The 13,865-nt window shown below is 57.1% G+C and carries 15 protein-coding genes; 4 read left to right on the plus strand and 11 right to left on the minus strand.

Going from position 1 to position 13,865, the window contains the following annotated elements:
* Positions 1-239: 239 nt before the first annotated feature.
* From ACFSE1_RS15805 to ACFSE1_RS15845, 9 genes are all read right to left on the minus strand, one after another.
* The gene (locus ACFSE1_RS15805; RefSeq protein WP_377403744.1) at positions 240-608 is read right to left on the minus strand and encodes a DUF2155 domain-containing protein; all 369 of its coding nucleotides are present in this window, start codon (positions 606-608) and stop codon (positions 240-242) included.
* Between the two features lie 142 nt (positions 609-750).
* Entirely contained in the window at positions 751-1,149 is a 399-nt protein-coding gene (locus ACFSE1_RS15810) for an NADH:ubiquinone oxidoreductase subunit NDUFA12 (protein WP_377403342.1), read from the minus strand.
* Positions 1,150-1,247: 98 nt separating this feature from the next.
* A complete protein-coding gene (locus ACFSE1_RS15815; protein ID WP_377403344.1) occupies positions 1,248-1,715 on the minus strand; it encodes a GNAT family N-acetyltransferase in 468 nt (155 codons plus the stop codon).
* A gap of 24 nt (positions 1,716-1,739) precedes the next feature.
* Positions 1,740-2,240: a GNAT family N-acetyltransferase gene (locus tag ACFSE1_RS15820; protein WP_377403346.1), complete on the minus strand. Its 501-nt coding sequence runs from the start codon at positions 2,238-2,240 to the stop codon at positions 1,740-1,742.
* Positions 2,241-2,268: 28 nt separating this feature from the next.
* On the minus strand, positions 2,269-3,771 hold the full coding sequence (gatB, locus tag ACFSE1_RS15825) for an Asp-tRNA(Asn)/Glu-tRNA(Gln) amidotransferase subunit GatB (protein WP_377403348.1): 1,503 nt from the start codon (positions 3,769-3,771) through the stop codon (positions 2,269-2,271).
* A 108-nt stretch (positions 3,772-3,879) separates the two neighbouring features.
* Positions 3,880-4,386, minus strand: a complete 507-nt coding sequence (locus tag ACFSE1_RS15830; protein WP_377403350.1) for a GNAT family N-acetyltransferase — start codon at positions 4,384-4,386, stop codon at positions 3,880-3,882.
* Between the two features lie 927 nt (positions 4,387-5,313).
* Entirely contained in the window at positions 5,314-6,795 is a 1,482-nt protein-coding gene (gene gatA, locus ACFSE1_RS15835; RefSeq protein ID WP_377403352.1) for an Asp-tRNA(Asn)/Glu-tRNA(Gln) amidotransferase subunit GatA, read from the minus strand.
* A 59-nt stretch (positions 6,796-6,854) separates the two neighbouring features.
* The gene (gene gatC / locus ACFSE1_RS15840) at positions 6,855-7,142 is read right to left on the minus strand and encodes an Asp-tRNA(Asn)/Glu-tRNA(Gln) amidotransferase subunit GatC (RefSeq protein WP_377403354.1); all 288 of its coding nucleotides are present in this window, start codon (positions 7,140-7,142) and stop codon (positions 6,855-6,857) included.
* A gap of 117 nt (positions 7,143-7,259) precedes the next feature.
* Positions 7,260-7,964 carry a metal-dependent hydrolase gene (locus ACFSE1_RS15845; RefSeq protein ID WP_377403356.1) on the minus strand — a complete coding sequence of 235 codons (705 nt, stop codon included), beginning with the start codon at positions 7,962-7,964 and terminating at the stop codon, positions 7,260-7,262.
* Between the two features lie 182 nt (positions 7,965-8,146).
* Between ACFSE1_RS15845 and ruvX the strand changes: the two genes are divergently transcribed.
* Positions 8,147-8,635, plus strand: a complete 489-nt coding sequence (ruvX, locus tag ACFSE1_RS15850; protein WP_377403358.1) for a Holliday junction resolvase RuvX — start codon at positions 8,147-8,149, stop codon at positions 8,633-8,635.
* On the opposite strand, the gene ACFSE1_RS15855 is transcribed toward ruvX, so the two are convergent.
* Together ACFSE1_RS15855 and ACFSE1_RS15860 are read right to left on the minus strand one after the other, a co-directional pair.
* Positions 8,578-8,904: a DUF6105 family protein gene (locus ACFSE1_RS15855; RefSeq protein ID WP_377403360.1), complete on the minus strand. Its 327-nt coding sequence runs from the start codon at positions 8,902-8,904 to the stop codon at positions 8,578-8,580. The two genes, ruvX and ACFSE1_RS15855, sit on opposite strands and share 58 nt — an antisense overlap.
* Before the next feature lie 301 nt (positions 8,905-9,205).
* Positions 9,206-10,858: an acyl-CoA dehydrogenase family protein gene (locus ACFSE1_RS15860; RefSeq protein ID WP_377403362.1), complete on the minus strand. Its 1,653-nt coding sequence runs from the start codon at positions 10,856-10,858 to the stop codon at positions 9,206-9,208.
* 123 nt (positions 10,859-10,981) lie between these two features.
* Here ACFSE1_RS15860 and ACFSE1_RS15865 point away from each other — a divergent pair, with 123 nt between their 5' ends.
* The 3 genes from ACFSE1_RS15865 to plsY are packed head-to-tail and all read left to right on the plus strand — an operon-like array spanning position 10,982 to position 13,858.
* A complete protein-coding gene (locus ACFSE1_RS15865; RefSeq protein ID WP_377403364.1) occupies positions 10,982-11,938 on the plus strand; it encodes an aspartate carbamoyltransferase catalytic subunit in 957 nt (318 codons plus the stop codon).
* Entirely contained in the window at positions 11,935-13,227 is a 1,293-nt protein-coding gene (locus ACFSE1_RS15870) for a dihydroorotase (RefSeq protein WP_377403366.1), read from the plus strand. The genes ACFSE1_RS15865 and ACFSE1_RS15870 overlap by 4 nt, the downstream gene beginning before the upstream one ends.
* A 13-nt stretch (positions 13,228-13,240) precedes the next feature.
* Positions 13,241-13,858, plus strand: a complete 618-nt coding sequence (gene plsY / locus ACFSE1_RS15875; protein ID WP_377403368.1) for a glycerol-3-phosphate 1-O-acyltransferase PlsY — start codon at positions 13,241-13,243, stop codon at positions 13,856-13,858.
* Positions 13,859-13,865: the final 7 nt, after the last annotated feature.

The following is a 13,865-nucleotide window of genomic DNA, read 5'->3' on the forward strand; positions in this document are numbered from 1 at the left end:
CTCCTGTTGCTGCAGGAAGTGAATCATGGATAGCTAATCTCATCAATACCCTGATTGGGTTTCGACCCTAGAGCATTTACCTGAAAAAGTGTGCAGCGGTTTTTCGTTCGGAAATGCGTAAATACAAAGAGTTAAAACGGCTCATCGTTTCCGTGAAACAGTCAACCACTCTCGAAATTCGCAGCACGCTGTAGCGGCGCGTCCAATCGCAAGGCGCGAAAGGGTGGTTGAAGCGAAAACTACTTCTTCGTTACCGGCGGCGGCACATCCGACTTCTGTTTGCAGCCCGTCAACCAGACATCATAAATCGGGTGTTCCAACGCGTTCAGTCCGGGACTGTCGGCAAACATCCAGCCTGTGAAGATGCGCCGGATCTTGCGGTCCAGCGTGATTTCATCAACTTCCACAAAGCCATCAATCTTTTGCGCTTCCGTATCATCGCGAGAATAGCAGACCCTTGGCGTCACCTGCAGGGCGCCATACTGCACAGTCTCGTTCACATACACATCGAAACGCGTAATGCGGCCGGTGATCTTGTCGATCCCGGAGAACTCGGCCACCGGATTCTCAATCCGGGCTGCCACTGCAGGGCTGGAGATTGCCGTCATCGCGCAAAGAGCTGTTGCCAGAAGTGCCGTGCGGAAACCTGCAAGCTGCATGGACTGAATCACCTTGAAACGAATGGTCCCGATCAATGTCGGGACCAATTGCCGTTAGACGGAAAATGTGGCGTGAAAGCGGAGCACCCGCTCAGGCACCCGGCGTCCAGGCATCATAGTCACCCGTCACACGCGGACGCTCACCCGTCGCATCAAGCGAGCCCTTGGGGCGGTAAGCGAACGGCGTTCCTGTCAGGTTTTCGTGATGCGGCTTCTGCCATTCGCGCGCAACATAGTTCTCTTTGCTCGGCGGAACATCTGTGCGGTAATGCATCCATCCGTGCCATCCAGCGGGGATAGCAGAGGCTTCCGCATAACCCTTGTAGATAACCCAACGGCGCGGAAGTCCGAAGGAGGTCATGCCGCCTTCGTAATACACGTTGCCAAATTCATCTTCACCAACGCGCTTGCCATTGCGCCATGTGAAAAAGCGCGTTCCAAGCGTCTGGCCATTCCACCAGGTGAAGATTTGAAGCAGGAGATTCTTCATGTTTTTCCAACGTCCTCGCGAGAGACAAGGAATGTTTCCTTGATCCGCTTATGCAATCTCGGCATGGGAATGTCCAGTCTTTGCAGACTGAACCACCATTATTTGAGGTGCTTTCTAAAGCCGATGTAATCGGCTGAAAAGCCCGCCTTCTCATAAAAGCTCCGGATCTCCTCACGGTCGGCCCGGTGAGTAATCTGCACCAGACGGCATTCACGCCGCTTGGCCTCGGCAACAGCGAAATCCAGCAGTTTCATCCCGATGCCCTGACGGCGCAGATCATGGCGCGTATGCACGGCTTCGATGATGCCCGTAAGGCCACCACGCCCGCGCAGCGTGCGCAGAAAGGCAAGCTGGAAACTCGCCACAACGTCACCGTTCAATTCGGCAACATAAATATGCTCATTGAGGGATTGATCAATGATGTGAAAGGCGCGGATGTAATCGTTGAAGGCATCCTCATGACTGGTATCGCCATGCCCTCCAAGATCATCCTGCTCGAAGAGGGCGATCAGCTGCGGCAAATCCTCCTCTCTTGCGCGACGAATGGAAACTGCGGCTTCCGTCATGACGAACCTCCCTGGGGCGCACCCCTATTGCGCGAGCGGCTTCTCCATAATGACGGCCTCAATGCCGCTATCGGTTCCACCACAGTTCTTCGTCCGGTCAACTTCTATGAAGCCGAGCCGGGAATAGAAGGAGATTGCGCGCAGGTTGACGGTATCAACCTCCAACCGCAAAATTTCAGCATCGGGAAAGCAGGTTTCCAGCTCGGCGAAAATATCGCGGCCGATACCTTCACCCTGGCAGCCGGGGCGAACATAGAGCTGATAAAGAACGGCTGTCTTGGTCATTGTCGGCGACATGGCCGCAAAGCCCATGCCTCCGAGTTGTTTGCCATTATCGGCAACCAGAAACTCGCCGTCCTTCTTATTGATATTCGCGCGGATCGCCTCTGGCCGATGCAGGTGCTGAACCAGTTCGGTGATCTTTTCTGCACCGTGGAGAGCGTCATAGGTCGCGTGCCAGGTCTCGACGAGCAAGGCTTGAAGTGCCTCCACATCTCGCTCGCTGGCTGTCCTGACGAAATACATGGCGCTCTCCTGCGACTGCGTTAGCAGCTTACTCCTCGATGCCCAGCTTGGCCTTGACCAGCGCCTGAACGGCCTGTGGATTGGCCTTGCCGCCGGTTGCCTTCATGACCTGACCGACGAACCAGCCGGCCAGTGTCGGCTTGGCCTGAACCTTTGCCACCTGATCAGGGTTGGCGGCAATGATCTCATCCACAGCCTTCTCAATTGCGCCGGTATCGGTAACCTGCTTCATGCCCCGGCTCTCGACCACCTCAGCCGGATCGCCACCCTCGTTCCAGATAATCTCGAACAGATCCTTGGCAATCTTGCCGGAAATGGTCTCAGCCCGGATGAGGTCAATGATCCCGCCAAGCTGCGCTGGCGAAACGGGCGTTTCTTCAATGCTCTTGCCTGCCTTGTTCAAGGCACCCAGAAGATCGTTGATGACCCAGTTGGCCGCTGTCTTGCCATCACGTCCTTCCGCAACAGCTTCGAAGTAGTCGGCTATGGACTTTTCCGAAACGAGAACGGAGGCATCGTATACCGAGAGGCCGAGCTCGCGAACGAAACGGGCCTTCTTATCGTCCGGTAGCTCCGGCAGATCGGCCTTCAAAGCTTCTACGAAGGCGTCGTCGAATTCCAGCGGCAGAAGGTCGGGATCGGGGAAATAGCGATAATCATGCGCGTCTTCCTTGGAACGCATGGAGCGGGTTTCACCCTTATGCGGGTCAAACAGGCGCGTTTCCTGATCGATGCTACCGCCCTCTTCCAGAATTGCGATCTGGCGGCGCGCTTCATATTCAATGGCCTGGCCGATAAAGCGGATGGAGTTGACGTTCTTGATTTCGCAGCGCGTGCCGAAGGGCTCACCGACGCGGCGGACAGAAACGTTCACATCCGCACGCATGGAACCTTCATCCATGTTGCCGTCGCAAGTGCCAAGATAGCGCACGATGGAGCGCAGCTTCGTCATATAGGCCTTCGCCTCTTCGGAAGAGCGCATATCGGGCTTGGAAACAATTTCCATCAGCGCGACGCCGGAGCGGTTCAGGTCGACATAGGACATCGTGGGATGCTGGTCATGCATGGACTTGCCCGCATCCTGCTCCAGATGCAGACGCTCGATGCCGATTTCAATATCTTCGAAATTACCCTGACGATCCGGCCCGAGCGAGATCACGATCTTGCCTTCGCCGACAATCGGATCCTTGAACTGGGAGATCTGATAGCCCTGCGGCAGATCGGGATAGAAATAGTTCTTGCGGTCGAAGATCGAGCGATTGTTGATCTGCGCCTTGAGGCCGAGGCCCGTGCGAACCGCCTGCTTCACGCATTCCTCGTTGATCACGGGCAGCATGCCGGGCATGGCTGCATCAACGAGTGAAACGTTGGAATTCGGCGCCTTGCCAAATGTGGTCGAAGCACCGGAAAACAGCTTCGAATTCGACAGAACCTGCGCATGCACCTCCATACCGATAATGACTTCCCAATCGCCGGTGGCACCGGGAATCAGGCGTTTCGGATCAGGGGTGCGAACATCGACAATGGTCATCTCAAATGGCTCTTCATGCTGTCGTTTGGTTGATCGTCAGGTAGAGCAAATGGCGAGGCGGCGCAAGCTTTTGCCCAGCCTGCAGGGCAGATCAGATGACAAGGTGCCTCAAAATTCCGCACCGTAGGCAGTGGAAGGCTTCGCCAGTTCCTTGGTCATCCCCACAGATTGCACATCCTGATCCAGCTTTGGTGCATAGGCGATCGAAAGCCAATTGATGCGATAGCCGTTCTTTTCGAAGAAACTCACCGCATCGGTATTATGCGCATGTGTTTCCAGCCGGATACTTTCAAACCCGCCATGCCGCACCTGCTCCTCTTCCGCTTGCAGCAGAGCCGAACCCAGGCCACGACGCTGATGCTGTGGATCGATCCAAAAATCGGTGATCTTGTCATCCAGCGCCTCGCGCGCCGCCCAGCCAGCCGCAACGCCATCATCCTCAACAACCGTAATTTTCAGCCAGGAGGAACGAACGAAATCTGTAAAAGCGCGGGCTGCATTTTCCTGCAGCTCATCGCTTGCACCAATCGGCCCCACGGCCTGCGCCCAGGCACGCAAGCCGATATTGGTGAGAACCTGAATCTCATCTTCACGTGCATTGCGAATGTGGTGCATGTCCGCCCTCAGTGAAGCCGAAGCCGCAACGACTTGACCACAGGTTCAGGTCATAAGCAACGTTGTCAACAATAGACGACAAGCCCCTTCATCAAGCGCGATGAAAGAACCCCGGAAAACCCGCGTTTACGAAGAATTTTCCTTCTGCGTTGGCTCTTTCACAACCAGTACTGGCACAAATGCACAAGTCATAGATTCATAAATCCAATAGGACCTTAAGCTTGAACACGCTCGCGCCTATCATACTAACCTCTACAATGTTGCTTATGCTATTTATGCCAACGACCGCTCGAGAGTTTGCCATCGAAAGATCAAGGGGCTTAACTCTGAGTGTTATCTCCATTCTCTTATTTGTCGCATTTGTGCCTGTCCTGACATATGGAACGGCTCGGAGTTTTTGGCAGGACTTGACAGGAAGCGAAATACCTACCCTGTGCTACTGGTTTGATGTCTGCACTAGAACCGAAACTCTTGTAACACCGAAAGTAGAGCCAGCTAGTAAACCCCTGCTCCACTTGAAAGAAAATCAACCTCCTCCGGCCAATAGCCTCCAGATGCCCCCCAACTTCACCGAGACAGTCCCTTCTGTCGTTTATTCATCCATTTACAATCCGCGGGGACCACTCTCTAATCTTCGTGAAGGACCGGGAACTAATTTCCGCATGCTTGCAGAACTGCAAAATGGAATCGAGGTAAAGGTTCTCAGTGCAACACGTTTAGCTGACCGTCAAACATGGTGCTTTGTGGAACTATCCCAAGTACCCGGCCAACCGTCTCGTACACCTCTAGCTGGATATATATCCGCAGGTCTCGTTAGAGCGGGCTGCTAGCCATTAAATCGACAGATCTCTGCACGTAGTTTTCGCCAATTCTCAAAAAGAAACCGGCCACAGGGGCCGGTCTCCAAACCTCACGAGAAAGAGCCTGTTACCACCACTTCTTCGGGGTAAACTTGCCAGCCGCCTGCTCGATCACATGCGCCGTCTTGAAGAGCGTTTCCTCCTCGAAGGGCTTGCCGATCAGCTGAAGACCAAGCGGCAAACCCTTGTGGTCGAGGCCAGCCGGCACAGAGAGACCGGGAAGACCCGCCATGTTGACGGTAATGGTGAAGACGTCCTGAAGATACATCTTGACGGGATCTGCCGCCAGTTCCTTGTCACCAATGGCGAAGGCAGACGATGGCGTGATCGGCGCAAGGATAGCATCCACACCCGCATGGAAGGCATCTTCGAAATCGCGCTTGATCAGCGTGCGTACCTTCTGCGCCTTCAGGTAATAGGCATCGTAATAGCCTGCGGAAAGCACATAGGTGCCAATCATGATGCGGCGCTGCACTTCCTTGCCAAAGCCGCTGGCGCGCGTCTTCTCGTACATGTCGGCAATATCCTTACCATCCACGCGAAGACCGTAGCGCACGCCATCATAGCGGGCCAGGTTGGAAGAGGCTTCAGCGGGTGCCACGATGTAATAGGCTGGCAGAGCATACTTCGTATGCGGCAGCGAGATTTCAACAACCTCCGCACCGGCATCCTTCAGCCACTGAACGCCCTGGTCCCAGAGCTTGGCGATTTCCTCCGGCAGACCTTCGATTCGATATTCCTTCGGAATGCCGATCTTCATGCCCTTGATGGATTGGCCAAGCGAAGCTTCGTAATCCGGCACCGGCAGGTCGACAGAGGTGGTATCCTTGGTATCGACGCTTGCCATTTCCTTCAGAAGAATGGCCGCATCGCGAACGTCACGGGCAATCGGGCCAGCCTGATCGAGCGACGAAGCGTAGGCAACAATACCCCAGCGCGAGCAACGGCCATAGGTCGGCTTGATGCCGACAGTGCCAGTGAAGGCTGCAGGCTGACGGATAGAGCCGCCCGTATCGGTGGCCGTGGCGCCGGCGCAAAGATGCGCTGCAACGGCTGCGGCAGAGCCGCCCGATGAGCCACCGGGAACGAGCTTTTCATCGGACCCTTCGGCTTTCCAGGGATTGACGGCTGGACCGTAATAGGAGCTTTCGTTGGAAGAGCCCATGGCAAACTCATCCATATTGAGCTTGCCCAGCATCACGGCACCGGCGTTCCAGAGGTTCTCCGTCACGGTCGATTCGTATTTCGGCTTGAAGCCGTCGAGGATATGGCTGCAGGCCTGAGTGTGAATGTCGCGCGTTGCAAACAGGTCCTTCACGCCAAGCGGAATACCCTCCAGCGCGCCCGCCTTGCCGTCTGCGAGACGTGCATCGGAAGCCTTCGCCATGTCACGCGCCTTTTCCGGCGTCACGGTGACATAGGCATTCAAAGCGCCATTGGCGGCATCAATGGCGGAGATATAGGCGTCCGTCAGCTCTACAGCGGTAAACTCACGCGCCTTCAGCTTTTCGCGCGCTTCGGAAATGGTCAGGCTGGTCAATTCGGTCATGGTGATCTCAAACTCGTTCGCGGATGCTAGGGAAGGTCGGCGCAGGGAAAAGCCGCGTCTTATTCGACAACCTTCGGCACCAGGAAGAAATTCTGGTCGGAGTTCGGAGCGTTAGCCACAATATCGGCGGCCTTGTCGCCATCCGTCACCACATCTTCGCGCTTGCGCATGGTGATCGGCGTGACGGAGGTCATGGGCTCAACGCCAGACACATCCACCTCAGACAGCTGCTCAACGAAGCCGAGAATGCCATTCAATTCCCCGGTCATGCGCTCCAGCTCTTCTTCGGAAACGGCAATGCGGGAAAGGCGCGCAACGCGCTTTACGGTGGCAATATCAACGGACATGGGACTTCTCCGGATGGAATTTCCTCCCGCTATAATGTCCGCTTGCCTCCTTCGCAACGGTTCTGGCGGCACAATCTTGCAAAGAGGCGGCAACAAATGCCGCCTCCAAGCACAAAATCAGATGCTCAGCGTAACGCCAACCTTCGGCGTCTCCACGCGCGTCTTCAGACCTTCCATGCCCTTGACGAACTTATCCGGCGTCTGGTCGATGATCGGGAAGGAGCCATAATGGCAGGGAATGGCATGCTTGAAGTCAAAGAAGCGCTGGCAGGCCAGCGCTGCCACGGCACCGCCCATGGTAAAACGGTCGCCAATCGGAACCAGCCCAATGTCTGGCTGATGCAATTCGTTGATCAGGCCCATATCGGTGAAGATATCGGTGTCACCCATGTGAAGAAGCGATGCCTCACCCTCGAAATGCAACATCAGGCCATTTGCGTTGCCAAGCGCATGCGAAACACCATCTTCCGTGATCTGGGCTGAGGAGTGCAAAGCCTGTGTGAAAGTGGCGGTGAAGCTGCCGAAATTCACGGTGCCGCCGGTATTGCCCATTTCCAGCCTGGATACACCTTTTGAACCCAGCCATGCGGCCAGATCGGCGTTTGCCAGCACAACGGCACCGGTTTCCTCAGCCAAAGCAATGGTATCGCCCACATGGTCACCGTGACCGTGTGTCAGCAATATATGGGTGATTCCCGCTGCCACGTCTTTGCGGTCCTGATCCGCAAACGAGGGATTTCCGGTCAGGAACGGATCGATCAAGATCTTGGCGTTTGCGGTTTCAATCCTGAAGGCCGAATGGCCAAGCCAGGTGATCTTCATGGAAAATCTCCTTGTTCGTGTTAGGGAAGAATGACAATCCTCGACGGAATTTTATTTTGCCGGTGATAAGCAAGGCCATGATACGCGGCAAGATGACGGCCGGATTTCCTGGTCATTGATTTAGAACAGACCTCTCAAGGTCAAGAGACGACAAGCGGCAAAGCCGCGGAAAGGGTGCCGAGTTGGCAAGTCTGACAATCGAGGAATTGAGTGCATTTCTGTTGCCGGGCCAACCGATCGCAGGACTGGACCTCGGCACAAAAACAATCGGCCTCTCCATTTCCGATATCGGACGGCGCTTTGCCTCTCCTCGCCCGGTGCTGAAACGAACGAAGTTCACGCAGGATGCTGAAGTGCTTCTTGCCTTCGCTGAGAAGGAGCGCATCGCAGCCTTCGTCATCGGGCTGCCGATGAACATGGATGGATCAGCCGGACCGCGTGTTCAGGCAACACGTGCATTTGTGCGCAGCATGAGCGAGAAGACCGCGATCCCCTTCACCTATTGGGACGAGCGTCTTTCCACTGTCGCAGCAGAACGCGCACTTCTGGAAATGGATGTATCGCGTGCCAAGCGGGCCGAACGCATCGATTCGGCTGCCGCAAGTTTCATTCTTCAAGGCGCGCTGGACAGGCTGGCATCCTTGGCAAGGTCCGATACCGGCGCACCATAACGGGCGCGAAACCAGGCGATAATCTGGCGGCGCTTCCTGAGGGCCACGATGCCCATCACGATGAGGCTATCGATAGCGATGGCACGCGCCACCAGGGCCGGAAGCTTATCCGGCGCGATGCCAAGAATATTGCCGTAGATTTCGAAAACGAGATCATGGGTCTGGCGCGTCAGCATGAAGAAACCGAAGCTCATGTCATGCAGGGACAGGACATACCAGGCACCCAGAAGCGCAACCGGACCTGCCCACAGAATCAGAAACCACTTCATGCGGCCTCTCCTTCCATTGCCGGCAGACCTGCCGGTGCGATGAGCCAGCGCATGAGAGCCATGATGCTCAAAGTGAATGCTGGCACGGTGATATCGAGCGCCAGAACCGCGAAGAAGCTGAGCGACGAAAACAGTAACCCCAAATTGTATGATCGGTTTCCAGTCACGTACGGCCCGTCGGAACCTGGTTAACAAAGCGTTAACGGAAACCTAGAGCCGCAGGGCCAAAACGCAACGAAAAGCCCGCGTCATGGTTAACGCGGGCTGTGGGTAACGTCAGAAGCGCTGTAAAACGGGGCCGTCAACTCGTGGCGGGATAGAGCAGGTCCACGATGTAGGCAGCATCGAAGCGCGAATCGAGCATGCCATAGGTCGCGCGCCAGCCTCCGGCCAGACGCGTTTCGACAAAAGCATCGGCAATCTTGCCCGCGCCCAGTCGAAACAGCTCGGCGGCACCGGCAGCGAGAGCAAGCTGTTCCACCAGAAGGCGCGCCGCCCCCTCATCCCGTTCTGCGAGAGCCATGGCGGCACGAAGCACATCGGTGGTCTTGCGGCCGCTGGGGCCAAGATCACGCTCGATGCCCGAGAGGACCGAATCAAAGAGATCGCGGCCACGGCTAAGCACGCGCAGAACATCCAGCGCCATCACATTGCCGGAACCTTCCCAGATCGCATTCACCGGGGCTTCCCGGTAATGGCGGGCGAGAGGCCGCTCTTCCACATAGCCGTTGCCACCCAGGCACTCCATCGCCTCATAGATCAGCGGCGGCGCCATCTTGCACACCCAGTATTTGATCACCGGCGTCATGACGCGGGCAAAGGCCGCATCGGAGGGGTTGGTGCCCGCCTTGTCGAAAGCTTCCGCGAGGCGGTAGGAAAGCGCGGTGGCCGCCGCCACATCCAGCGCCATATCCGCCAGAACCCGCGTCATCAGCGGCTGGTCAATCAGATTTTTGCCAAATACGCTGCGGCCCCGACAATGATGCACGGCCTCCGCCAAGGAGGCACGCATGATTCCGGCGCTTGCCAGCGCGCAATCGAGCCGCGTCAGTGTCACCATGTCCAGGATTGTGCGGATGCCACCGCCCGGTTCCCCGAGCAGGTAGCCAAAGGCATCGTGAAATTCTACTTCCGCTGAAGCATTCGAACGATTGCCGAGCTTGTCCTTCAGGCGCTGAAACTGAAGCCCGTTGGCGGTGCCGTCTTCCAGCAGGCGTGGAACGAGAAAACAGCCAATGCCCTCATTCGTTCGCGCAAGCATGACGAAGGCATCGCTCATCGGCGCCGACATGAACCACTTGTGGCCAGAGAGACGATAGACGCCCTCACCCACCCGTTCAGCGATGGAGCGGTTGGCGCGCACATCCGTGCCGCCCTGCTTCTCCGTCATCCCCATGCCAACGGTGATCGCGCTTTTCTGCTGCGCCGGGCGATTGGATGAATCGTATTTGCGCGAAAGAATGCGTGGTGCCCATTCCTTCTGCACACGCGGCGATGCCATCATGGCGGCAACCGAGGCACTGGTCATCGTCAACGGGCACAAATGGCCGCATTCAAGCTGAGATGTCAGGTAAAAGCGCGCAGCGCGCGCCCGGTGCTGGTTGTTGCGCGCTTCCGGCGCATTCTCCCAGATGGAAGAATGAAGCCCGGAAGACATCGAACGCCGCATCAGCGCGTGCCATGCCGGGTGGAACTCCACCATATCCAGCCGCTCGCCACGAGGCCCATGCGTCTTCAGCTTGGGCGGGCTTTCATTGGCCATACGGGCCAGCTCCTGTGCTTCAGGCGAAGTCACATAGCGGCCCAATGCATCGAATTCCTCACGCAGCGCACGATGCAGCCCGGCTGTCAAATCCACCATCAGGGGATCTGTGCGATAGGCATTGATACCGGACCAGAGGCTTGGCTGGTTCAGCTCGTTATGATTGTCGTCGGTCCGGGTCATCTGATTCATGGGCTGTTTCTAATCCAATTCCGATAAAATTGCATGGGGATCAGAAAATCTCCAGCCAAGCATGTGCTTGCCCGCAGAGCCCTGTATCTCTATAGACCGCGTAAACAAGCGGAGGACGTTTTCGTGGTCTTCTTTCCCCACCGCCATCTCCTCGGGATCAAGGGCCTGACCGAGCAGGATATTACTTTCCTTCTCGACAAAGCCGACGAGGCGGTCAAGATCAGCCGTCAAAGAGAAAAGAAAACATCGACCCTGCGTGGTCTCACGCAGATCAATCTTTTCTTTGAAGCCTCAACCCGCACCCAATCCTCATTCGAGCTTGCGGGCAAGCGGCTCGGCGCAGATGTCATGAACATGTCGGTCGGCAATTCCTCGGTCAAGAAGGGTGAAACCCTGATCGACACGGCGATGACACTGAATGCCATGCGCCCGGATGTGCTGGTCATCCGTCACTCATCAGCCGGTGCGGCAGCACTTCTGGCGCAAAAGGTTGCCTGCTCGGTGGTCAATGCTGGCGATGGCCAGCACGAGCACCCAACGCAAGCCCTTCTGGATGCGCTGACCATTCGGCGTGCCAAGGGCAAGCTTTCCCGCATCATCGTCGCCATCTGCGGCGATGTTCTGCACTCCCGTGTGGCGCGGTCCAATATCCTGTTGCTCAACGCCATGGGCGCACGCGTTCGCGTCGTCGCACCGTCCACGCTGCTTCCTTCCGGCATCGCTCAAATGGGTGTCGAGGTCTTCCACTCCATGGAAGAAGGCCTGAAAGATGCCGATGTGGTCATGATGCTGCGGCTGCAGCGGGAGCGTATGTCCGGCTCGTTCGTGCCTTCGGTGCGTGAATACTTCCAGTACTATGGTCTTGATTCCTGCAAACTGAAGGCTGCCAAGGAGGATGCCCTTGTCATGCATCCCGGCCCCATGAACCGCGGTGTTGAAATCGCCTCCGACGTGGCCGATGGCCCGCAAAGCGTGATTGAAAGCCAGGTCGAGATGGGCGTTGCCGTGCGCATGGCTGTCATGGAAGCGCTTCTGCTGTCGCAAAATCAGGATCCGAGAAGCGAAGGAGTGGGCGCATGAGCAGACCGCTTGTTCTGAAAAATGTCCGCGTTCTCGACCCGTCGCGTAATCTCGATGAAATCGGCGCGATCATCGTCGGGGAAGACGGCCGCATTCTCGCTTCCGGTGCGGCAGCCGCAAACCAGGGCGCTCCGGACGGAGCAGACGTGAGAGACTGCACCGGTCTTGTTGCGGCACCCGGTCTTGTCGATGCACGCGTCTTCGTGGGTGAACCGGGTGCCGAGCATCGGGAAACCATCGAATCCGCCAGCCGTGCAGCGGCTGCCGGCGGCGTTACCAGCTTCATCATGATGCCGGACACCGATCCCGTTCTTGACGACATTGCCCTTATCGAATTCGTGAAGAAGACCGCCCGCGACAAGGCCCTTGTCAATGTTCACCCCGCTGCGGCGCTGACGCGTGGCCTGAAGGGCGAAGAGATGACGGAGATCGGCCTTCTGCGGGATGCAGGTGCCGTCGCCTTCACCCAAGGGCGCCATGCCTTGGCAGACACGCAGGTTCTTCGCCGTGCGATGACCTATGCGCGGGAATTTTCTGCGGTGATCGCCCTCGAAGCGCGCGACCCTTATCTCGCCGTCAACGGCGTCATGAATGAAGGTCTGTTCGCAAGCTGGCTTGGCCTGTCCGGTTCGCCGCGTGAGGCCGAACTCATTCCGCTGGAGCGCGATCTGCGCATTGCCGGACTGACAAAGGCCGCCTACCACGCCGCCAAGATTTCCGTGCCTGAATCGGCAGAAGCCATACGCCTTGCGCGCCAGCGCGGCGTCAACGCAACCAGCGCGATTTCGATCAACCACCTCTCGCTCAATGAAAACGACATCGGCGAGTATCGCACCTTCTTCAAGCTCTCGCCGCCGCTGAGAACCGAGGATGACCGTCAGGCCATGGTGGATGCGCTGGCAAATGGCACAATCGATATCATCGTCTCCTCGCACGATCCGCAGGATGTCGATACCAAGCGCCTGCCCTTTGCCGATGCGGCGGATGGTGCCATCGGCCTTGAAACCATGCTGGCGGCAGCTCTGCGTCTCCATCACGCAGATCGCGTCCCGCTGATGCGCCTCATCGATGCCATGTCCACGCGCCCAGCCGAGATTTTCGGCCTAGATGCGGGAACGCTGAAACCCGGCGCCAACGGCGATATCGTGCTGATCGATCTGGATGAACCCTGGATCGTTGCAAAAGAATCGCTTCTTTCGCGATCCAAAAACACGCCTTTCGAAGACGCACGCTTCAGCGGTCGGGCAGTTGCCACCTATGTTGCGGGCCGTCTGGTCTATTCCGTTTAAGGAGCACTTGCGCATGTCGGAACTTTTCAGCTGGGAAATCACGCTCCCCCTCGCCTTGGCTTCCTTGGCCATGGGTTATCTGCTGGGTTCCATTCCCTTCGGTCTGCTGCTGACCAAGGCAGCCGGCATGGGAGACATTCGCTCCATCGGATCCGGCAATATCGGCGCAACGAATGTCCTGCGCACCGGCAACAAGAAGCTGGCCCTCGCCACGCTTCTCCTCGATGCCTTCAAGGCAACCGCAGCGGCGCTGATGGCCGCCGCGCTCTGGGGACCGGAGGCCGGCCTGCTCGGTGGTTTTGCAGCCTTTATCGGCCATCTTTTTCCGGTCTGGCTTGGCTTCAAGGGCGGCAAGGGTGTCGCCACCTATATCGGCACACTTCTGGGTGTCGCGCCCGGCATGGTACTTGTATTTGCATTTTTGTGGCTGACGGTTGCAAAGCTCAGCCGCTACTCTTCTTTATCGGCGCTGGTCGCCACTCTTTTGATCCCCGTCGTGCTGTGGCTCGTCGGGGAACCTAAAGCCGCTTTGGTCATGGCCATCATGACCGTCATTACGTATTTGAAGCATAAGGCCAACATCGAGCGTCTGATCAACGGAACAGAAAGCAAGATCGGCCAGAAGGGATAATGGCACC

The organism is Affinirhizobium helianthi (genome assembly GCF_042680945.1).
In the GTDB taxonomy this organism is placed as follows: domain Bacteria; phylum Pseudomonadota; class Alphaproteobacteria; order Rhizobiales; family Rhizobiaceae; genus Neorhizobium; species Neorhizobium helianthi.

Excerpts from the sequence above, each read along its gene's own strand:
- ACFSE1_RS15810 (WP_377403342.1), bottom strand. The coding sequence starts at position 1,149 with ATGAAGAATCTCCTGCTTCAAATCTTCACCTGGTGGAATGGCCAGACG.
- gatC (WP_377403354.1), bottom strand. The coding sequence starts at position 7,142 with ATGTCCGTTGATATTGCCACCGTAAAGCGCGTTGCGCGCCTTTCCCGC.
- gatA (WP_377403352.1), bottom strand. The coding sequence starts at position 6,795 with ATGACCGAATTGACCAGCCTGACCATTTCCGAAGCGCGCGAAAAGCTG.
- ACFSE1_RS15815 (WP_377403344.1), bottom strand. The coding sequence starts at position 1,715 with ATGACGGAAGCCGCAGTTTCCATTCGTCGCGCAAGAGAGGAGGATTTG.
- plsY (WP_377403368.1), top strand. The coding sequence starts at position 13,241 with ATGTCGGAACTTTTCAGCTGGGAAATCACGCTCCCCCTCGCCTTGGCT.
- ACFSE1_RS15845 (WP_377403356.1), bottom strand. The coding sequence starts at position 7,964 with ATGAAGATCACCTGGCTTGGCCATTCGGCCTTCAGGATTGAAACCGCA.
- ACFSE1_RS15830 (WP_377403350.1), bottom strand. The coding sequence starts at position 4,386 with ATGCACCACATTCGCAATGCACGTGAAGATGAGATTCAGGTTCTCACC.
- gatB (WP_377403348.1), bottom strand. The coding sequence starts at position 3,771 with ATGACCATTGTCGATGTTCGCACCCCTGATCCGAAACGCCTGATTCCC.
- ACFSE1_RS15860 (WP_377403362.1), bottom strand. The coding sequence starts at position 10,858 with ATGAATCAGATGACCCGGACCGACGACAATCATAACGAGCTGAACCAG.
- ACFSE1_RS15820 (WP_377403346.1), bottom strand. The coding sequence starts at position 2,240 with ATGTATTTCGTCAGGACAGCCAGCGAGCGAGATGTGGAGGCACTTCAA.
- ACFSE1_RS15870 (WP_377403366.1), top strand. The coding sequence starts at position 11,935 with ATGAGCAGACCGCTTGTTCTGAAAAATGTCCGCGTTCTCGACCCGTCG.
- ACFSE1_RS15855 (WP_377403360.1), bottom strand. The coding sequence starts at position 8,904 with ATGAAGTGGTTTCTGATTCTGTGGGCAGGTCCGGTTGCGCTTCTGGGT.
- ACFSE1_RS15805 (WP_377403744.1), bottom strand. The coding sequence starts at position 608 with ATGACGGCAATCTCCAGCCCTGCAGTGGCAGCCCGGATTGAGAATCCG.